20 protein-coding genes are annotated in these 20,749 nt (G+C 42.0%); 10 read left to right on the forward strand and 10 right to left on the reverse strand.

The window, feature by feature from the left end:
• Positions 1-337: 337 nt before the first annotated feature.
• The 3 genes from OQ289_RS09465 to OQ289_RS09475 all read left to right on the forward strand — a co-directional run bounded on the left by OQ289_RS09465 (position 338) and on the right by OQ289_RS09475 (position 3,760).
• Positions 338-1,843, forward strand: a complete 1,506-nt coding sequence (locus OQ289_RS09465) for a malate:quinone oxidoreductase (RefSeq protein WP_270090485.1) — start codon at positions 338-340, stop codon at positions 1,841-1,843.
• Between the two features lie 212 nt (positions 1,844-2,055).
• Positions 2,056-2,685, forward strand: a complete 630-nt coding sequence (pnuC, locus tag OQ289_RS09470; protein WP_270090486.1) for a nicotinamide riboside transporter PnuC — start codon at positions 2,056-2,058, stop codon at positions 2,683-2,685.
• On the forward strand, positions 2,678-3,760 hold the full coding sequence (locus tag OQ289_RS09475; RefSeq protein ID WP_270090487.1) for an acyl-CoA dehydrogenase: 1,083 nt from the start codon (positions 2,678-2,680) through the stop codon (positions 3,758-3,760). Before pnuC ends, OQ289_RS09475 begins: the two co-directional genes overlap by 8 nt.
• A gap of 2 nt (positions 3,761-3,762) precedes the next feature.
• Here OQ289_RS09475 and OQ289_RS09480 read toward each other — a convergent pair whose 3' ends face one another.
• From OQ289_RS09480 to OQ289_RS09515, 8 genes are all read right to left on the reverse strand, one after another.
• The gene (locus tag OQ289_RS09480; protein ID WP_270090488.1) at positions 3,763-4,665 is read right to left on the reverse strand and encodes a TIGR01777 family oxidoreductase; all 903 of its coding nucleotides are present in this window, start codon (positions 4,663-4,665) and stop codon (positions 3,763-3,765) included.
• Between the two features lie 42 nt (positions 4,666-4,707).
• Complete coding sequence (locus OQ289_RS09485; RefSeq protein ID WP_270090489.1) at positions 4,708-5,490, reverse strand: hypothetical protein; 783 nt, start codon at positions 5,488-5,490, stop codon at positions 4,708-4,710.
• A gap of 54 nt (positions 5,491-5,544) precedes the next feature.
• Complete coding sequence (locus OQ289_RS09490; protein WP_270090490.1) at positions 5,545-6,543, reverse strand: LLM class flavin-dependent oxidoreductase; 999 nt, start codon at positions 6,541-6,543, stop codon at positions 5,545-5,547.
• 212 nt (positions 6,544-6,755) lie between these two features.
• Complete coding sequence (locus OQ289_RS09495) at positions 6,756-7,940, reverse strand: class I SAM-dependent methyltransferase (RefSeq protein ID WP_270090491.1); 1,185 nt, start codon at positions 7,938-7,940, stop codon at positions 6,756-6,758.
• A complete protein-coding gene (locus tag OQ289_RS09500; protein ID WP_270090493.1) occupies positions 7,941-9,203 on the reverse strand; it encodes an aspartate kinase in 1,263 nt (420 codons plus the stop codon). It lies immediately after the preceding gene.
• A 9-nt stretch (positions 9,204-9,212) separates the two neighbouring features.
• Complete coding sequence (locus OQ289_RS09505; protein ID WP_270090494.1) at positions 9,213-10,046, reverse strand: DUF3298 and DUF4163 domain-containing protein; 834 nt, start codon at positions 10,044-10,046, stop codon at positions 9,213-9,215.
• Positions 10,047-10,057: 11 nt separating this feature from the next.
• Positions 10,058-10,510 (reverse strand): GNAT family N-acetyltransferase, encoded by a 453-nt coding sequence (locus tag OQ289_RS09510; protein ID WP_270090495.1) that lies wholly within the window; start codon positions 10,508-10,510, stop codon positions 10,058-10,060.
• Positions 10,507-11,205 carry a YggS family pyridoxal phosphate-dependent enzyme gene (locus tag OQ289_RS09515; RefSeq protein WP_270090496.1) on the reverse strand — a complete coding sequence of 233 codons (699 nt, stop codon included), beginning with the start codon at positions 11,203-11,205 and terminating at the stop codon, positions 10,507-10,509. The genes OQ289_RS09510 and OQ289_RS09515 overlap by 4 nt, the downstream gene beginning before the upstream one ends.
• Before the next feature lie 79 nt (positions 11,206-11,284).
• On the opposite strand from OQ289_RS09515, the gene OQ289_RS09520 reads away from it, so the two are divergent.
• The 4 genes from OQ289_RS09520 (at position 11,285) to OQ289_RS09535 (ending at position 15,668) form a co-directional block, all read left to right on the forward strand.
• Complete coding sequence (locus tag OQ289_RS09520; RefSeq protein WP_270090497.1) at positions 11,285-11,956, forward strand: DUF4296 domain-containing protein; 672 nt, start codon at positions 11,285-11,287, stop codon at positions 11,954-11,956.
• A gap of 49 nt (positions 11,957-12,005) precedes the next feature.
• On the forward strand, positions 12,006-14,381 hold the full coding sequence (locus OQ289_RS09525) for an endonuclease MutS2 (protein WP_270090498.1): 2,376 nt from the start codon (positions 12,006-12,008) through the stop codon (positions 14,379-14,381).
• A 22-nt stretch (positions 14,382-14,403) separates the two neighbouring features.
• A complete protein-coding gene (locus OQ289_RS09530) occupies positions 14,404-15,048 on the forward strand; it encodes an MgtC/SapB family protein (protein WP_270090500.1) in 645 nt (214 codons plus the stop codon).
• 77 nt (positions 15,049-15,125) lie between these two features.
• Positions 15,126-15,668 carry a phosphatase PAP2 family protein gene (locus OQ289_RS09535; protein ID WP_270090501.1) on the forward strand — a complete coding sequence of 181 codons (543 nt, stop codon included), beginning with the start codon at positions 15,126-15,128 and terminating at the stop codon, positions 15,666-15,668.
• Between the two features lie 60 nt (positions 15,669-15,728).
• Here the strand turns inward: OQ289_RS09535 and OQ289_RS09540 are convergent, their stop codons facing one another.
• Together OQ289_RS09540 and OQ289_RS09545 are read right to left on the reverse strand one after the other, a co-directional pair.
• On the reverse strand, positions 15,729-16,721 hold the full coding sequence (locus tag OQ289_RS09540; protein ID WP_270090502.1) for a WD40/YVTN/BNR-like repeat-containing protein: 993 nt from the start codon (positions 16,719-16,721) through the stop codon (positions 15,729-15,731).
• An 89-nt stretch (positions 16,722-16,810) separates the two neighbouring features.
• A complete protein-coding gene (locus OQ289_RS09545; protein ID WP_270090503.1) occupies positions 16,811-17,464 on the reverse strand; it encodes a YceH family protein in 654 nt (217 codons plus the stop codon).
• Positions 17,465-17,665: 201 nt separating this feature from the next.
• On the opposite strand from OQ289_RS09545, the gene OQ289_RS09550 reads away from it, so the two are divergent.
• Genes OQ289_RS09550 through OQ289_RS09560 form a run of 3 tightly spaced genes read left to right on the forward strand, consistent with a single transcriptional unit; the run spans position 17,666 to position 20,744 of the window.
• Positions 17,666-18,571, forward strand: coding sequence for a histone deacetylase family protein (locus OQ289_RS09550; RefSeq protein ID WP_270090504.1), 906 nt, complete (start codon positions 17,666-17,668; stop codon positions 18,569-18,571).
• Between the two features lie 29 nt (positions 18,572-18,600).
• Positions 18,601-19,659, forward strand: coding sequence for a nucleoid-associated protein (locus tag OQ289_RS09555; RefSeq protein WP_270090505.1), 1,059 nt, complete (start codon positions 18,601-18,603; stop codon positions 19,657-19,659).
• Positions 19,659-20,744 carry a DUF3810 domain-containing protein gene (locus OQ289_RS09560; protein WP_270090506.1) on the forward strand — a complete coding sequence of 362 codons (1,086 nt, stop codon included), beginning with the start codon at positions 19,659-19,661 and terminating at the stop codon, positions 20,742-20,744. The genes OQ289_RS09555 and OQ289_RS09560 overlap by 1 nt, the downstream gene beginning before the upstream one ends.
• Positions 20,745-20,749 lie beyond the last annotated feature (5 nt).

The following is a 20,749-nucleotide window of genomic DNA, read 5'->3' on the forward strand; positions in this document are numbered from 1 at the left end:
TTTGTTGCTAAATGTGATTGTCAGAATCGATTCTTCTCTATGCTTAAGTAAAGTTAAGACTAGGATGATATCGCTCCTACATCCGTATCCTAAAGTTGTAAATTTACAGATTGACCACAAAAGTGTTAAAAATCCTTGTATATTACCAATTTTTGCCCTAAGAAAGTTTACAATATTATGGGAAGTGTCGTAGATATGCTCCTGAATATTTGTCGGTTGTCATTCTCAAAAAAGAAAAGGGCCGTTTTTGATAAAAATGTAGATTAATGAAAGAAATTTGACAAAAGCATTGGTAATAAATCAAATTGTATAGTAAATTTGCAACAATCACAAAGACATGGGTAAAAGCAAAAAGAATTACGAAGACGTTGACGTCGTATTAATAGGCGCAGGAATTATGAGCGCTACTTTGGGTACATTGATAAATGAATTAAACCCACATGTTAAGATTGAGATGTTCGAGCGGTTGGATTTGGTCGCGGCGGAGAGTTCGGATGCTTGGAATAATGCCGGTACAGGTCACTCTGCATTATGTGAACTTAACTATACACCTCAGAAGGCGGACGGAAGTGTCGATATTAAGAAAGCAATCAGCATTGCTGAATCATTTGAGATTTCGAAACAATTTTGGACTTATCTTGTCGAAAAGGAGATTGTAAGAGATCCGGCTAACTTTATCAAAAGCATCCCTCACATGAGCTGTGTCTTTGGAGAGGAAAATGTCAATTTTCTCAAAACACGCTTCACGACAATGACAGAAAATACACTATTCAAAGGGATGGAGTATTCTGAAGACAAAGAGGTGCTTCAAAATTGGGTTCCGTTGGTAATGGAGGGAAGGGATGAAAACGAGAAAATTGCCGCTACGAAGATGGATATCGGAACCGATGTGAATTTTGGGGCGTTGACACGTGATTTGATCGATCACTTGGTTAAAAAGGATAATTTTGCTTTATGCTTAGAGCATGAGGTGAAAGACATAGAACGTGAGGATGATGGTAGGTGGGAGATAGAAGTCAAAGACCTTAATACAGGTAAAAAGAGAGATTTAAAAGCCAAATTTGTATTTATTGGTGCTGGGGGGCATTCCCTACTCTTACTAGAAAAATCTGGAATCCCCGAGGCCAAAGGTTACGGTGGCTTCCCCGTAGGCGGGCAATGGTTGCGTTGTACAAATGAGGAAGTGATTGCGAGACATCATGCAAAGGTGTATGGTAAAGCTTCTGTAGGCGCTCCTCCAATGTCGGTGCCGCATTTGGATACTCGTTATATTGACGGAAAACAAGCACTTTTATTCGGACCATATGCAGGCTTCTCTACCAAATTCTTGAAAAAGGGCTCATTTTTTGATTTACCAGCGTCTATCAAACTTAGCAATATCCGTCCAATGCTTGCAGCAGGATGGGATAACATGGACTTGACGAAATATCTAATTACAGAAGTCATGAAAAGTCCTAAAGACAAATTGGAGTCACTTAAAGAGTATATGCCGAATGCTAAACAGGAGGATTGGGAATTGGAGATTGCCGGGCAGCGGGTACAAGTGATAAAGAAGGACAAGAAGCACGGTGGCGTATTGGAATTCGGAACGGAAGTTGTCGCTAGTTCGGACGGTTCGTTAGCTGCTCTTTTGGGTGCTTCCCCGGGAGCGTCGACTTCTGTTAAAATTATGGTGGAGCTGTTGAAAAAATGCTTCCCCGAACGTGCAAAGACAGATGGATACCGGACGAAGTTAAGAGAAATGATCCCAACATGGGGGAAAGCTCTTGCCGATGACCCTGTTTTATGTGATGCTACTCGTCGTCGTACACATACGGCTTTGAAATTGGATTACACCAAATAAAAAAAAATACTTATGGGGTGCTGAAGGTGGTAGTTGCATAACTGTTGCCGCAAAACAGGCTGAGATTATACCCAATACCCAAGCTTTCCAAACCCGGAAGCTTGGGTATATACCTGATCCGGATAATGCCGGCGTAGGGATTTTAATTTCGAAATATATTGTTTTAAATAGCCGAATCCATAGGTGTGTATTTTTAGATATACTCCTTAGATATGGAAATGATTGCCTTATGGAAAGATCTCTATCAACAGATTGTCCAAACTTCTTTTTTACAATGGCTAGGGGTGACCGCGGGAGTTACCCAAGTCATGCTGTCCAAGAATAATAAAGTATCCAATTACTTATTCGGAATCGTCAGTATCGTGGCGACCATGATTGTCCTGTATGAGGCTAAGCTCTATGCAGAGATTGCATTGAATATGTATTATCTGGTGATGAGCATATACGGTTGGTGGTATTGGACGGCAAATAGGACAGCCTCGCAGAAGGCAATCAGCAGCTGCACACAGCAGGATTGGATGGTTGTGCTCGCTATTGTGGCAATTGCATTTGCTACTTTCTATTGCGTCTTGACGCATCTAACTGATTCTGACGTTCCAGTATGGGATGCTTGGGTGTCGGCTACAGCTTGGGCGGGTATGTGGTTATTGGCCAAACGAAAGATTGAGAATTGGATTCTCTTAAATATATCGAATTTGTTTGCCATTCCCTTGTATTATCATAAGGGGTTGTTGTTGTACGCGATATTGACATCCTATTTGTTTATAATTGCTTTCTTGGGATATTTCAACTGGAGAAGACTGATGAATATTAAAACAAAACTCGGTTATGCTAATGAATAAAATAGATAAAGATATAGTAGAGAGTAATGTATTTATATCTATTGAAAAACAATGTCTTACGGATGAGCAATTAACTTTATCTTATCGTAGAAAATGGTTTAAGCTTTGGGTGCCTAAAGAATTGGGCGGTGAAGAGTTGACATTGATAGAAGGTGTAAGATTTTTAGAGAACTTGGCCTATTTGGACGGCAGTCTAGGCTGGACAGTGACTTTGTGTGCGGGAGCAAATCTATTCGTGGGGTTTATTGATAGGGAGAAGGGAGACGAAGTCTTTAAAGACGAGCGTGTGTGCTTAGGAGGGAGCGGTATGCTTAATGGGCAGGCGACAATTGTGGAGGGTGGATATTTAGTAAGTGGACAGTGGAGGTATGCCACAGGGGCACTTCATCTTACCCATTTCACGGCTAATGTCCAAGTGTTTGATGCCAATGGACCGCTAGTGGATGGAGTGGACAACCCTGTGTACATCACTATATTCGTGGACAGTAAGGAAGTTCATATAATAAAGGATTGGTGTACATTTGGTCTTGAAAGTACAGCTAGTCATAGCTTTATGATGGATAATGTATTCGTGCCCCAGAACCAAATATATAGCCTTCGTCCGGATTGTGCTACACGCAAGGAAATACTCTACCAGTATCCTTTTATGCCTTTTGCGGAGGTTACACTGCTAGCCAACTATATGGGTATGTTTAGTCGGTTCCTAGATTTGGTGACAAATATATTCCATAAGAAGGCATCGTCGGCAAAGTGGCAAGCTACCTATGGTGATTATCTAATGCAACTATCGAGTGGAGTAATGACCGATTTTCAAAAGATGCGAGAAGAGGTGTATACCGATATAGCCCTCTCTTGGGATAACCTTCTGAAAGGGGTGGACAATAAGGATGTATATACTCGGATTGCCAAGAATAGTCGACGGATGGTCTCTTTTATCAAAAACAAAGTAATTGCTCTCTATCCATTTTGTGGGATAATGGCCGCACAGCGTGACCATATTTTAAATATTGTCTTTCGGAACTTATTTACGGCGACACAGCATAGTTTGCTGCTCGCTGAGGACAGTGACGAGTAAAGCTAAGAGAGGATATCGTGTAGTGCGTCATCTAGTACCGGGAATTTGAATCGGTAACCCAACTGCATAATCTTGGAGTTGGAGATGCGTGATCCGTTTAGGATCATATCTGCCTGCTGGCCTAGCGCAAGCTTGATGACGGGAGCCGGAACAGCGGGTAATACGACCTTTTTGTGAAGATGCTTTGCTAAGCGATGGGTGAATTGTCTATTGGTGATATGTTCTGAAGCAGCAGCGTTGACAGCACCTATAACGGAGGGCTGCCGTAAGGCGTATTCGAAGATGTGTATAAGGTCATCGATATGGATCCAAGGGAAATACTGCTGGCCACTACCTAATACGGGATTGGCGTAGTACTTGGATAGTTTAATCAATAAAGGGAGTGAGCCCCCATCATGGGCTAGGACGATAGAGGTTCGGATCTTGACTACGCGGTCCGCGACTTTGGTTGAATTAAATAAGTCCGCCTTAGCCTCCCAATCCTTGGTCAGATTGGCAAGGAAATCATCTCCAGGAGGGTCTTGTTCGTGAAAGATGTGTTTGGAAGTCGTCATTCCGTAATATCCCATTGCTGATCCTGAAATAAAGGTTTTGATGCGTTGGCCTAGCGATTGCAAAGTATCCAGCAGGAGTTGGGAAGCATCTATTCGACTACTTCGTAACAGTTGCTTCTGTTTGTCGGTCCATCGCTTATCAAAGATACTTGCTCCAGATAAATGGATGATGTGATTTACATTGGCAAAGGCATTTCTATCCACTTCGCCAGATGCAATATCCCACTTGAATTCACCATCTCTCTTGACATGACGTGTCAGGTAACGCAACTCATATTGTGCTTTTAATATTTTTGATAGATTGTTTGCTATGAATCCGTTAGCACCAGTTATAAGAATTATTTCTTTCATTGTGATAGTTGTTTTTCGAATGCCTCTGCTAGCGGATAGTCGCTAGCAATCAAATTGCCTACTTGCTTCGTACATCTGATCATACCCTGTGGATGACAAGAACACCAAAGTTCGCTCTTCTTCATAGTCACGAGGTACGGAAAAAACAAAATCCAATTTGCCATCTCTGTCTAGGTCTCCTACAAATGTAATCTTCATGAATGTATCATTAAACTGAGATTGGTCAATCAAGACGGCTACAGGTGCACCATTGATACTTAAATGGAGCTTGTAGTCTGTAATCGAGGAAGGAGAGCTTGATTCTGCGGATAACTTGCCTTCGGCTTGCAATTGATAATTTATTTCTTCAAAGGTATAAGTAAGGGGGTGGTTGGGTAAGACCTCGTCCTTAGGGATTTTCAGAGAGTTGACTTCGCCGGCATTTAAGCTGGGGATTTGAAAGTAAAGCAATGAATTATGGTTGGAGATGATAGCCTCGGATTTCATGGCCGCACATTCATCAAAGCCTTGTACAATGTTGTAGTCCGGAGCTGCCAATTGAAATTTTCCATCTACAGCTCTAAGGTCTAGCCAGCCCTGTTTAAATTCCATTTTGCCCACCTCTTCATCGGATACTCTATAGGTTCCCAGAAGAAAGGTTTGTCCTTCTATTGGTGACTTGGTATTGGTTGCCAGGACAGACTTGTCTACAGGAGTGGTCTCTCCAGCGTTATCCATCACAGCTTGTAGTGGCAAGGAATCTGCGCTAGCAGTTGCCTTGTTGCCATTGGGTTGACAGCTGTATAGTAGTGTAGAGATACCGATAAGGGCAACATATTTGTACATAAAAAGCTATTATTAATCTTCATAAAGATAACAAATAATAGCTTTTAGAGTTTGCTAAGCTATATTATTTATAGCATGTGCGAGTATTTCATATGATTTCAAGCGTTTGTCGTCGTCGTATATATACGATGTGGTCATGATTTCATCGAGGTTGTATTGTCTGGCAAAATCTGCCAAGTCTTCGGTTAGCTTGGCTTGGTCCCCAACAAAGGTGCAGGAGACCATGCTTTGTACGGCTTGCTCGATTTCTGTAATACCTGCATAGATTGTCTGTTCAGTAGGTGGGGAAAGGGGGCGCCTGGTGTTGGTGATGATTCCAGCAAACATATTGTACAAGCTGGAAGATAGATATTGGGCTTCTTCAGTCGTATCGGCTCCCACTACGTTGACACAGGCCAAGGAATAGGGCTGTTGCAATTGGGCCGAAGGCTTAAAGTTGTTTTGATAGATTTCTAGCGCATTGCGAAGCATCGCTGGTGCAAAGTGTGACGCAAAGGCATAGGGAAGACCGAGTTCAGCGGCTAGATAAGCGCTATCAGTGCTGGAGCCCAAAATCCAAAGGGGGACTTCTAACCCTTCAGCAGGGAAGGCTCTGACCTTGGAACTATAATTGTCTTGGCTGAAATACTGTTGTAAGGCTTTGACATCATCTGCAAAGTAAAATTGGGTATTGATGTTGTTTCGACGCAGGGCCATGGCAGTTGATTGATCTGTGCCCGGAGCACGACCAAGTCCTAAATCTATACGTCCAGGATACAAGGTTTCTAACGTGCCAAATTGTTCGGCAACCACAAGTGGAGCATGGTTGGGAAGCATGATGCCACCAGACCCTACGCGTAGGGTAGAAGTATGCTCGGCAACATGGCTAATTAGGACAACCGTTGCTGAGCAGGCAATATACTCCATATTATGATGCTCGGCGAGCCACAACCGCTCATAGCCTAATTTTTCAATGTGTTGTGCGGCTGTGAGTACCCGCTGTATAGCTTCTCTAGGATTTCCACCTTTCTTTACCGGTGCCAGCTCCAAAGCAGATAATTTGATTTTGTTCATCTATTATGTTATTATTTGTTTTATCCTATATCGATTCCTCTGGATACATCCGCCAGCTTTAGCCGTATGTATCATAGACCAATCCTTAACCTCTTTATTTTTCTTTACCATGCGAATCAATCCCCTGATTACAGGATGACAAGAAGCCCATCGGGTGCTCGAGATTTAAATATACGGCTCTGAATAGAGAGATTTGTAATGGGAATGTAGGATTAGTATATGCGGGATGCAGATATTACAATATTATTATTGTTGAGGTCTTGTGTGAAGAAGAGAAAAAGATCTCCTCCGTCTTTTATCTTGAATTTTTTACGGATAGCCTCTGGTTTTTCTCCTGAATTTTTGACGACAATATTGGCTTGGGCGGGATAGTCTGATTTTTTAAAATCGGCGTATCGCTGGCATTCCAGTATTTGAAATACTCTTCCTGGGAATGATGGTGCCAATTCTGCAGAGGTATAAAGGTGAGTGTGTTGATGGAGCTTACCTAATGTGTACCGGGCACCTAAGCTCTTAAAAGCGCCAGCTTTTGTGATGCAGACGTCCGGATCGTACAAATAGTTGAGTGGGATACTGTAGCTATTGGTTGTATTACGTTCTTCATCGTATGAGAAGATGAAGTGTTGCTCAAGGTCTTGAAATAATCTGATGCAGTGGATATGGACTGGACCGCTATAATCGCGCTCCTGTACAAAGAGTAGCTCTTTGCAGTCATTGTCTACACTGATGACATACACAGCTTTGACGAAGGCTAATGAAGATAGTGCATGGCTGATGTCGAGCAAAGGAGCAATTTTGCTGATAACAAGTCTGGATTTTTCAAAAAACAGAGATTGGAGGGACACAATGTTGGGCTCACAATCCGCCAGTAGGAACACTTTTTTACTGTTGACCCTACGAGAAGGGTCGACGTAAATCACATCTACGACCTCATTCTCTTGGTCTCGGAGGTACTGGACGCCATCTGTTGCTAAGCAGGTAATATTGAAGGTGTGTAGAGCCTCAAAATTGTGTTTAACGATGAGAGAAAGTTTCCTGTTGAGTTCGCAATGTGTGACTTGATGGGCTACACGGGAAAAAAAATAATCATCCACACCGAATCCACCTGTCAAATCAACGACCCGCGACCCATGCGGAATCAGCTTGCTCTTGAATGAAGCTGTTCTTTCGGAGGAACACTGTTCGAGGTTGATTTTGTCAGGAAAGTAAATGTTGTCGGTCGTATACCAAGTGGGAAGCTTATGGATGGCACGCTGCTTCCCATCAATCTGATTGGCTAACTCCGCACTAGTGATACCTTCTATTGGGCTCTTTTTTAAGGCAATACCCGTGGGCGGGACATGAATATTGTCCTGAATAAATTGTTGAACTTCTCTCTTTAATATATTGTTGTTCAATTATTTATTTTTAACGAGCATTTGACAGGTATAGCTATCTTTGAGCTCTTTGATGATTTCTTTGTTGACCAAGACGCGGTCTATGGTCTCTTGATTATAGTATCGAATGGTAATCAATTCGAGTCCAGATTCTACCGTCACTTTATAGCGTTTTTCCAGCTCTTCCAATACCGCTGCAATGTTGTCACCTGTCTGGTCGACGGCAACCGAAAATTGAATCGCACTGTTGTGCATCATATTGATTTTGATACGATGCTGGTGAAATAGGTTGAAGATATGGCTCAAGTTGTCTTCCACAATAAATGAAAAATCACGGGGCAATATATTGATAAAAACCTGATTGACCTTAAAAATGAAGGATGGTACAGGTAATGTCTGGTTAGTGCTTTTGATCTGGGTCCCTTTTTGGTCGGGATTTAGAAAAGAACGGACATTCAAGGTGATTTTTTTGTTTTGCAGCGGTTTGATTGTTTTCGGATGGATGACCGTGGCGCCATAGTAGGTCAACTCGATTGCGTCGGTATAGGAAAGCTCAGGGATGAGTTGGGTTTTTTCAAACCACTTAGGGTCTGCATTCAGTACACCGGGTACGTCTTTCCAAATGGTAACGGACTCTGCATTGAGACAAGAGGCAAATATAGCTGCCGAATAATCTGAGCCTTCTCGACCTAAGGTTGTTGTAAAGTTTTCCGACGTAGATCCAATGAATCCTTGGCTGATAAGCACGTAGTCGTCAAGTAAGATAGGTAGTTCGGCACGGATTTTCTCCTCGGTCTTCTCCCAGTCTACTTTGCCTTCTCGGTAAGTATTGTCTGTAAATATAAAATCCCGAGCATCTATCCATCGAGAGGATACACCGACCGAAGCGGCATAGGCGGCGATGATTTTGGATGAAAGTAGCTCTCCCAGTGATACGATTTGGTCATATAGGTAATCATACCCATCTTGGGGGGACTCTTCTAGAATCCATTCGATTTCTACGAACGAATTGGCAATGTCGTCAAAGATTGGATTAAATCGGTCTTCAAAAAGCTGCTCCAAAATAGAAAAATGACTTTTTTTGACTTCGTTGAGTAGCTCAAAGGGGTCGCCAGATTGTTTGAAAAATGTGTTAGTGAGCTTTTCTAAAAAATCTGTAGTCTTGCCAATTGCCGATACAACGACGAGTAAGGGTTCGTCTTGATATTTCGCAATGATTGAGGCCACATTCTTAATACTTTCCGCATCTCTTACTGAAGCTCCCCCGAATTTGAATACTTGCATTTATGATAACTATGTTTTGGGTTGATTGCTAATTATACGCTGGACATACACCTTACCTGAATCGGTAAGTAAATGCTCAATGGCTTCATAAGGTATGCGTAGGGAGGTACTTCCTTCTGCATACGATTTGATTTCATAAGGATTGTAGTAAAAGAGTAGATTATTCCGTTCCAATCCAAAGTTTTCAGCGAGTGCATATTGTCCATTTTCAAAGAAATACTTTCCGTCCAGTCGTTCGTGATTACCTAAGCGTTCCATTTTTCGGAAGTATTTTTCTGCAATTTTAATAAATTCTTTTTGTTTTTCTCTACTCACGAGGTCGTTGAACACGATTTTTTTGTCGTTTACCAAATCAAAATTTGCAATCAATTTGACATGGTTTCCATGGGCGCCACCGCTGAAGTCATCAATCTCTGTTGCTATGCTCAGCAGGCTAGGGCGATTGACCAGGATATTGGTCCTGATTTCCCTGAACCAGGCCGTATGGTAGGTGGGATCCGATGAGTCTTCGACAAATTCATTAAAACCGGACAGAAAACTATCTGCCGCTTGCTGTATACTGTCTTCACCATCAATAAGAATCGATGACCGAAGTAATTGATTAATTTTCTTGTTCTCAAAGTCGGGATAGGAAGCATAGAAATAGGTGGTATCTATACCATGCTCGCTATCTAGGAAATAAGGACTATTTTTAAAAAAATCGACAACTTTGTAGGGGAGGGTATCACGAGATGTCTGATGCGCCTCATGTTTACTACTATTGGGATTCGATTGGCAACTATAGGCTACAATCGTCATCCATATCCCCAATACCGCTGCATATTTGGATTTTTCTAACACCATAATCCTCTTCACTAATGATTCACGGTTACATTGATCCATTCTGAATCAAATGTAGCTCCATATTTTTTGTAGAATTCAATGGCAGGGGTATTCCAATCCAAGACCTGCCACATCATACCAGAATAACCCTGTGATTGGCTGTATCGTATCGTTTCGTCTAACAATTGCTTTCCAATACCTGTTCCTCGCATTTTTTCGGTGACGATTAAGTCTTCGAGGTATAACCGCCGACCTTTCCAGGTTGAATAGCGGATGTAAAATAACGACATTCCGATGATGAAGCCGTCTACCTCTGCCACGAAAGCAGCCCATACAGGTGAAGGCCCAAAACCAGCTAGCTCAAACTCAGCCAAGCTTACAGTCACCTCATTCGGAGCTTTTTCGAAGAGGGCAAGCTCACGGATTAAATCCATCATTTGGATACAATCTGTCTTTTGGGCTTTTCGGATGAGGACTTCTTTCATTGGTTTTGGTCTGTTTTAAAATGTTTGATGATACGTTTTCCAAATACGGTACTTCCCAGACGAATCATGGTGCTTCCATTTTCAATAGCTAGTTTGTAATCTGAAGACATACCCATGGAAAGGGTGTCGAAAGTATCTACTTTTCGAAAAAAACTTGCCTTAATGCCATCAAAAAGCATTTTCAATTCGTAGAACTCTTCTTTGACCTCTTTTTCATTCTCAGTATTTGTCGCAATACCCATTAAACCTCTGATGCGAATATTATCTAAAGTCAGGAATTCTTCATCTCTAAGCAATTCCACTAGTTCAATATGGTCTAAGCCAAATTTTGTAGATTCCTCCGCAATATACACTTGTAAAAGACAGTCGATTACACGGTTGTGCTTAATGGCATGTTTATTTATTTCTTTTAATAATTTGATAGAATCTACTGATTCTATCATGGAGATGAAAGGGGCAATGTACTTGACTTTATTCGTCTGAAGGTGACCAACCAAATGCCATTGGATATCTTTTGGAAGCTGTTCGTATTTGTCCGTAAGTTCCTGCACCATATTCTCGCCAAATACACGTTGCCCAGCATTGTAGGCCTCTAAAATATCTTCTACGGGTTTGGTTTTGGAGATGGCGACTAATGTGATACCTAGTGGTTCGATCTCTTGATTTATTTTCTCAATGTTGACTGCAATACTCATATATGTACAAATCTAGGATATAAAATTTCGAAAAGCACCATATTCAGTGCCTTTTTGTAAATTTGTACAAAATTACGAAATGCAACGTTCAATACTCTGTATATTTTTAGTGTTTTTTCTATTGTCTTCATGCAGCGATGGGATCCCAAAAGGTGTTTTGTCGAAGGCAAAGATGACGGATGTTCTGGTGGAAGTACATCTAATTGATGGCTATCTGAATACCTTAAATGTAGATAGTGCGCGCAAGGTGTTGGGAGGCTATTACGAGCAAACTTTCGAAGCCTTCGATACGGACTCAGCTACCTTCAATAAGAGTATGAAATTCTATGCAGAAGATCCTTTATTGATGACAGATGTGTATAGTAAGGTCAATGATCGGTTAGTAAAGCTAGAGAAGGATTATAATCGGTTGGATTCCATTCGGAATGTGATTGTGCAGGATAGCCTAACTCGTGTGAACCGATTGATTATGCAGGCGCAAAAATCCAAAGATTTGATTTTGAATGTGAAGAAGGATAGTACCACAATGGATTACAAGTCGTTTGCCACCTATTTCTTGAGTGATGCAGGACTGGGCACGCTCGCCGAACGTATTCTTTATATTCCGACACCCGCACCAGCGTTGACACCAACCCCCGTACCGTCGACACAACCAGCAGAAGCAGTACGTCGAGAAGAAGTAAAAGAGGATACGAGCAGCGTAAAAATAATACCGACCGACGGGCGGCGTTTCAAGCCTGTCATACGATAATTGCGCGTTTGAACTTTGTAAACCGTTGATTAAATGATTAATATTTGAAATGATTTACCCCCAAAATGCAAGTGATAAACTCGGCTTTGCTGAGATTAAGCTATATATAAAACAAAAGTGTCTAAGTGAACCGGGACGTGAAATGGTGGATAAAATCCAGCCACAGGTCAAACTGGAGCAAATAGATCGTTTCTTACGGCAAACGAACGAATTTAAGGATATATTGGAGAATGATGCTCCTTTACCGGTGGATCATTTATATCCAATCAGGCCACTTGCAGAAAAGGCAAGGGTAGAGGGAGCTTTTTTGGCAGAGGAGGAATTCTATCGCGTGTTGTTGTCTTTACGTACAGTCTACGCTGTAATCCGATATTTTAATGAGCGAGAGGGCTTGTATCCTAATTTAGAAATCTTATTTGAACATCTGCCGATTGAAAATAAAATCGTAAAGGATATTGAGGTGGTGATAGATGAGCGTGGTAAAATGAAAAATAACGCGTCGAGGCTCTTGTTGGATCTAAGCCAACAGATTTTAAAAGCTGAGCAAGAAGCGCATAAACGCATCGACATCATTTTTAAACAGGCGCAGAATAGTGGCTGGACTGCTGATGGTAATCTGACCATCCGGGACGGACGCCTTGTCATTCCTATTCTGGCGGAAAACAAAAGGAAACTAAAAGGGCTTATCCACGATGAATCTGCGACAGGGCAAACAGCTTTTATTGAGCCAGAAGAAGTTTTTCACTTAAATAATAAGATTAGGGATTTAGAGTTTGAAAGAAGACGCGAAGTGATTCGTATCTTGGTGGAATTGACGACGATGTTAAGACCGCATATTCCGTTGCTGTTGTCCTATCACAGCTTACTGAGTAAACTAGATTTTGTTCGAGCAAAGGCTTTATTTGCGATAGATGTTGAAGCGGAGATGCCAGAATTGTCAAAAGAGGCGGAGATTTCACTTCACAATGCTCGGCACCCTTTATTGTTTTTGCATTCCAAAAAGGAGCAACATACGGTAGTACCGCTCAATATTAACATTAATGCAGATGAGCGGGTGATTGTTGTTTCGGGACCTAATGCAGGCGGAAAGTCTGTTTGTATGAAAACAGTTGGTCTTCTGCAGCTGATGGTACAATCGGGCTTGTTGATTCCAGCTGAGGCTACTTCAAAAGTTGGAGTATTCAAACAAATTTTTGCCGATATTGGAGACGATCAATCTATTGAGAGCGATTTGAGTACCTATAGTGCACATCTTTCTAAAATGAAATATTTTACAGAGTTTGCAAATGCGCGTACATTGATTTTGATAGATGAGTTTGGAACAGGTACCGACCCGCTCTTTGGTGGACCTATGGCAGAAGCGGTACTGGAAACGCTAAATAAAAAACATGTGAGGGGAGTAGTGACGACACACTATTCGAATCTAAAAGTATTTGCGAGTCATACAGAAGGTCTTGAGAATGCATCTATGCTATTTGATAATGAGGCGATGAGGCCGATGTATATCTTGCAAGTGGGTAAGCCGGGGAGTTCATATGCTTTTGAAATTGCTCACAAGATAGGTCTTCGAAAGGATATCCTAGAACTGGCCAAACAGAAAATAGGGACGCAGCAGAAAAAAGTAGATACGCTCTTGGTCGATCTGGAAAGGGATAAGAAGGAAGTTTTGGATACGAAAGTTGCCATCGGTAAGCGTGAGCGCGAATTAATCTCGCTTAAGGCCGAATATGAAGAATTGCAGACCTATCTTGATGAGAACAAGAAGCAGATATTACGGAAGGCCAAAGATGAGGCGCAACAGATTTTAAAAGATGCGAATAAGCTCGTTGAGAATACAATTGCCGACATTAAGTCTGTAAAGGCAGATAAAGAGAAAACAAAAGAGATCCGCGGTAAATTGACACAGGCTGCAGATGCGCATCGTGTGAAGCCGATCAAACAAGCTGCTCCAATAGTAGCAACTGGAGCTGAAGAGCTTGTCATTGAGGTGGGAGATTGGGTACGGATTATAGATTCGGGTAATGAAGCGGAAGTAATAGAAGTCGCTAAAAACAATAACCTCATCTTGGCACTAGGTGACTTAAGAACTGTGGTGAAGCGAGCAAAAGTGGTTAAGCTGAGAAGCAAGGAAAAGTCGAAGGCCATTAAGAAGAGTAGTGGTCATACGCCATCTGGTGCCGATTTTAGTCCCGAGGTGGATGTGCGTGGTATGCGCACGGAGGATGCCCTTCAAAAGTTGGAGGCAATTTTGGATCGTGCAGTGATGATCGGGTATCCGAACTTGAAAATCGTGCATGGTAAAGGTGACGGAATTTTACGTAAATTCATCCGCGAATACTTACGTAAATACAGCCATGTATCTCGGTTTGAAGATGAACATGCGGATAGAGGGGGAGACGGTATTACATACGCTTACATTGATTAATAATAATTATTAAGAGATCACTATGTTTCTTGAATTCTTTGATGATGAACGTGTTCAGGCCGTATTCGTGTCCATTATTTGTGGCTGCGTAATTGGGTTTGAAAGAGAGTATCGTAATAAGTCGGCTGGCTTTAGGACAGTCGTATTGATTTGTTTTGGATCTACCGTATTTACAATGGTATCCATGTTAGGCGAAAATTCGGACGATCGTATAGCGGCTAATATTGTTACCGGTATTGGCTTTTTGGGGGCAGGGGTTATATTCAAAGGAAAGGTGTCCGTACTGGGGTTGACTACAGCTGCAGTAATTTGGTCTATGGCTGCCATCGGCATGGTAATAGGTACGGGAGAGTTTGTGCTGGCCTTTTTTCTGACTGCTTGCATGTTTATCATTCTTGCATTTTTTCATAAGATTGAGCGGGTCTTGTCGAGTTTCTTTTTTACCAAGACTATCTACATCACCTTCCAAGATATTGGTCTCCACCATCTGAAGGATTTTGAAGAGTTGCTCTTGGAACGAAAAGTTACCGTAGCCAGAAAAGGACTCGAAAAACGAGGGAATCATTTGATGGTGGTGTATGATATTTCGGGTAGACGAAAGCACATACAGGCTGTAAATGAGAAGATTGTCAGTTTAGATTACGTATACGAATTTACATATAGTTAAGATTTATCGATATGAGCGTAAAGAATAGATGTTTGACAGTTTATTGTTTTATTTTGTTTCTATTATGCGGTAGTTCTATGACTGCAAAGGGGCAGGAGGTAGCGGGAAGCACTGTTGATATCCGTATTCTCGAGTCCATAGCCGAGCATCGGAGCCCAGGTCAGACAACGACGTTCAGGATCCTGTCGGATACGCATAACTATATGCAGATTGCTATTCCTGCGGGATTATTTGTGGCAGGTGCTATCAATGGAGATAAGCAGATGCGTCAGAATGCAGGATATATTTTTAGTAGCACGGCGGTCACAGCTCTTGTGAATATTGGTCTCAAACAGATTTTTAAAAGATCTCGTCCCTTTAAGAAATATCCGGAATTTGTGGCCCTAGCTGCTCCGAGTTCATATTCGTTCCCATCGGGACATACCTCAGCTGCATTTAGTACGGCTACGGCTTTGTCCCGTGCCTATCCTAAATGGTATGTCATCGCACCGGCGATGCTGTGGGCTGGAAGCGTGGGATATTCCCGAATGTATTTGGGTGTGCATTATCCTACAGATGTAGCGGCTGGCGCTGTATTGGGGACAGGAGCGGCCTTGGGTATGGGGTTTATGAAGAAATAACGTCTTTTAACGGCCTCCAAAGGAATAGCCAATGACTCCATTGGCTATTCCTTTGTTTGTTTATCTTAGCTGCAGCTTGGCAATACTGCCTTTGCTTCCCGTTAGGTAGATGGCGTTTCCTTTTTTTGCTTTTTGGATAACATTGAAGCTACTGGTATCGATATTGGTCCAATGCTGTCCGCCATCATTGGAGATATCTGTGCCAGACGTTCCGGTGGTCAATATTGTGTCAGCTGACACATAAATCACGCTTGATTTAAAGCCATGGACAGATGTTGCAGGTGATTGCCATGAGCGTCCAGCATCGGTGGTCAACAGTACATTGTTAGTGTGTATTTGGTCCTGTAGGTAGTCGCCTCCGACTGCAATTCCCGTCTTTTCATTCCAAAAATCAATGGAAAAAACACCAGTAGATGGCTTGCCTTGGACAATGGGGCATGCTGATCGAGTCCAATTCTGACCATAGTCATCAGAGTAGTATACGTGGGATACTGTTCCACCAGTTGCTATCCATACTTGACCGTTGTTCATGGTTTTGACGGTAGTCCCACTCGCTGCAAAACTAGCTTCGCCCACGGCCATTTGATAGGTTTGGTTTGCCGAGATGTTCTGCCAGGACATACCACCATCTTGTGTCTTCAAAATTTGTAGAGCATGATGAATGGGGTCACCATATACAATGCCGTTTTGATCGTCCCAGAATGATAGGCCATCTAGAAAAATGTCAGGATGATCATTGGTGTACACTGCAGACCAGTTCTTGCCTGCATCAAGGGTCTGCAGTATAATGGCAGGGGAGCCTACGCTCATGACAATGGCGCGTTGCTCGTCAAAAGCTTCAATATCACGAAAATCGTACTTCTCATAACCTGTAGGGTTGATCCATGCCCATGTTTTTCCTGCATCTTCAGAGCGACCTACAGTACCGTTGCTACCGCTGACCCATAAAACGCTATCGGATACTATTGAAAGGCCTCTAAAGCTACTGTTGATGCCGGTAACAAGTGGTGTAATGGTCTGCGCAAAAAGAAACTGAGGCGCAAGAACCCACATGAAAAGAAATTTTTTAATCGACATTGTATTTCGGTTAGCTTGTCTCTCCCGCAAATTCACTAAAGTTGTTTTGGAACGCCATTTCTCGACTATCTGAGTTCCTGCATAAGGCTGTCAAACTCAGCCCGGAGCTGGACTAACTGCTCTTCAAGGGTAGCCACTCTACTCTCTAGTTCCTGCACTCTGCTACCGCTATTTCCTTCATTGGAGCTAGGGGTGTCATAATCCTCTTCGTTGACTTCGCCCAAAAGGTGCACATAGCGTACTTCCTTTTGTCCAGGACGCTTGCCTAATTGCTTTGTATAGACAATTTCGCCCTCGCTGAGCCTGTTCAAATGGTCTTGTACATCTTCCAAGCCTTCAAACTCGTGCAGACGTCCGGAGTTGCTGTTGATTTCGCCAGGAGTCAATGGGCCCCTGAGGATAAGTAGGCAGAGTATAGCCAAATCGGAAGGTATAAGTGGAAATTGGATTGCCAGATTGTGCTTGTATTTGGTGACCCTACTGCCACCACCTACAACTGTGGATATCAATCCCCTCTTTTTTAGAGCATCTAATGCTTCTATGACAGTAGATTCGCTGTAATTAACGACTGGTTTTCGGGATGTTTTTTGATTACAGGCAGTCTGTAATCCGTTGAGGGTCATAGGGTAGTATTCTGGTGTGGTCTTGGATTTTTCCAACAAGGAGCCCAATACCCTTAATTCTTCGGCGGATAATTGTGGTAAAGATTTATGTTCCATAGAAGTAAGTCAAATAATATAATTGTTTAATTGTAAACATAGATAAAATGCTTTAAATTCACGAATAGCAGTAAAAAAAAGCAATGGTTAGTTTGCTTGGATGACAGAATTGGATGGAAAATTTGTGAACAATGACTGGAATTATCATATTTCGTGCCATTACAATTTTGTATATTCGTCATCTGATATAAATAGGATCATTTGTTAAAAATTGCTTTCCATACGGCATATGTTCACCCGGTTAAAGAGGGACATCGTTTTCCAATGAGTAAATACGAGCTGATTCCATTGCAATTGCTTCGCGAAGGTTTGGTTGGTTCTGCTAATTTTTTTGAACCTGAGCTTGTTAGTCGCGAGATAGCTTGCCTTGCGCATGATTCGCAATACGTAGATCATCTGTGGAATCTAACCTTGGATGCTGGAATGGTGCGTCGGATTGGATTTCCATTGTCTGTGGAGCTTGTAAATCGTGAACGATATATACTGGATGGGACAATACAAGCTGCAAAGTTTGCCCAACAGTATGGTGTAGCATTTAATGTAGCTGGAGGTACACATCACGCGGGGTACGATTATGGAGAAGGTTTTTGCCTACTCAATGATCAAGCCGTTGCTGCGGCATACCTTCTTGAACTAGGACTTGCTAAGAAGGTGCTGATTATTGACCTTGATGTGCATCAAGGGAATGGTACGGCACATATCTTTCGTGACAATCCCGCTGTATTTACGTTTTCCATGCACGGTGATAAGAATTTTCCTTTTATCAAGGAGCACTCTGATTGGGATATTCCCTTAAAAGATGGCTTGACAGATTCGGAGTATCTTGCTGTCCTGAAAGATGCTTTAGGGAGACTGTTTGAAGATTTGGGACCTGATTTTGTATTTTACCAGGCCGGAGTTGATGTGTTGGAGACGGATAAGTTAGGGAAGTTAAAGTTGAGCGCGGACGCTTGTAAGGAGCGGGATGCATTGATACTTCGCGCTTGTCAGACTCGATACATACCTTTGCAAATCAGTATGGGCGGAGGGTACTCTACACATATTAAAGATATCGTAAATGCGCATGTGGAGACATTTAGATTCGCTATCGATATCTATAATCTTTAATTCGTAAGAATAATATACTAATATATACTATGTTTTTTCACCAAGACGCTACTTTTGAAAACCTGTCCATACACCGTGTGGGCAACAAGTCCCAAGACGAGTTTTACATCTTGTCGGATGAACCTGTCAACTTGGGAGAAGATGAGGTGATGCCTCCGCTTTTGAAACAGTACTTTTTATCACCATTTTCTAAACTAAATGAAGTCTACCGATTTTATCATCCGAATGAGGATTTGGAGTTGAATGAAATTTATCATTTTACGAAGCAGTTTTTTGATGATAAGCTTTCGTTTCACGAGTTATCGCAGCAAGTGAGTAAACACCTCTATGAGGTGTCGGGGCATCCGAAGATTAAGGCGGGCGAGGTGTATGTAGTCCATCTAACGGACGTACAGATGGAAGGCGAAGACCACCAAGCGATCGGGATATTCAAGTCGGAGAATAAGGAAACGTATTTGAAAGTATATCCTGAGCAGGGGGCTTTTAAGTTGGAATACGAACAAGAGGCCATCAATATCAATAAGCTGGACAAAGGAGTGCTCATCATCGATACAGAGGGAGAAGAAGGGTATAAGGTATTGGTGATTGATCAAACGAATAAGACCCAGGAGGCGGTGTATTGGAAAGATGAGTTTTTGCAGTTGCGAATCCGCAATGACAGTTTTAACCAGACTGGAAATTATTTGAAAGTCTACAAAAACTTTGTCAACGAAAAGCTTGATGAATCTTTTGAAATGGAAAAGGCAGATAAAATCGATTTGCTCAACCGCTCGATGAATTATTTCAAGGAAAAGGAAACGTTTGTACAAGAAGAATTTGAAGAAGAGGTGTTGAGCAACCCACAAGCCATTTCTTTGTTCCAAGACTATCGTGGTGCATTGGAAAATGAGTTTGAGACACCTTTTCAGAGTAACTTTGACATTGCAAATAAAGCGGTGAAGAAAATGGAGGCATCTTATAAGACTGTTTTGAAATTGGATAAGAATTTTCATATCTATATCCACGGCAAACGCGAATATTTGGAGAAGGGATTCGATGAAGAAAAGGGAATGAACTATTATAAGATCTATTTCGAAAACGAAAGCTAATGAGATTACGACTGCGGGCATCTTGGATCTTATTTGTTTCACTGTTATTTATAATAGCGGTGCTTTCTTTCCTTAAAGGGAGTCCAGAATGGGTTGAATCCGTGTTTTCGCAGTCGTGGTACCCGCTTTTCAATAGTGTTCAGAAGCTGCTATTCGGATATATTCCGTTCAGTATAGGTGATTTACTATACGGAGGTATCATCGCTGTATTGCTATGGTTGATTTTTGTGCTAGTCAGGTCCTTGCTGCATAAAAAGCGACGACGAGCGCTCCAATTCGGATTTCATCTTTTGAATGCTGTATTGGCTCTTTATGCTTTTTTTTATATCAGTTGGGGACTGAACTATTATCGACAGCCTCTTGCGGTGAATGCTGATATCGAGTTGACAAATCCTAGACTGGCTGACTATTTGGTGATTCTGGAAAGGATGGTGGATAGCGTAAATACATTAAGGACACAGACAGATCCTGTGAGATGGAAGGATAAGGGAAGTCGGATAGCTCAAGACATGATGCAATGGGTGCAACAAGATACTACATTTGAAAACTTTCTGTCTCGATCCAACGTGGTTGCCAAATCACCTTTGAACAGTACATTTGTGTCGTATGTTGGCGTATCGGGCTATTTCAATCCCTTTTCTCATGAGACACAGATCAATGACATTATGCCCGCTGTTTCCAAGCCATTTACCTATATACACGAGTTGGCACACCAACAGGGAGTGGGTTTCGAAGATGAAGCCAATTTTATCGCCTTTGTACGGTTGAAAAGACATCCTGAGGTGTTTTATCGCTATTCGGCTTATTTGCAAACAGTGAGTTATTTGATAATGGAGCTTTATCGAATAGATCAGAATCTATATCATATTTACAGGAATCGACTTTCAGCCGCTGTCTTAAGTGATTTGAAAGAAGAACGTTTGTTTTGGGCGGAGTATGTAGGCTGGATGAATCGGTTGACGTCTCTGTTTTACAATGAATATCTCCAGCACAACAACCAGGCGGAAGGAATGGACCGATATAATCGGATGGTTCGACTTGTACTTGCCTATGAATTGAAGATAGGCAAGTGCAAATCACGATAGAACTG

It is taken from the genome of Sphingobacterium sp. SYP-B4668 (assembly GCF_027627455.1).
Lineage (GTDB): Bacteria > Bacteroidota > Bacteroidia > Sphingobacteriales > Sphingobacteriaceae > Sphingobacterium.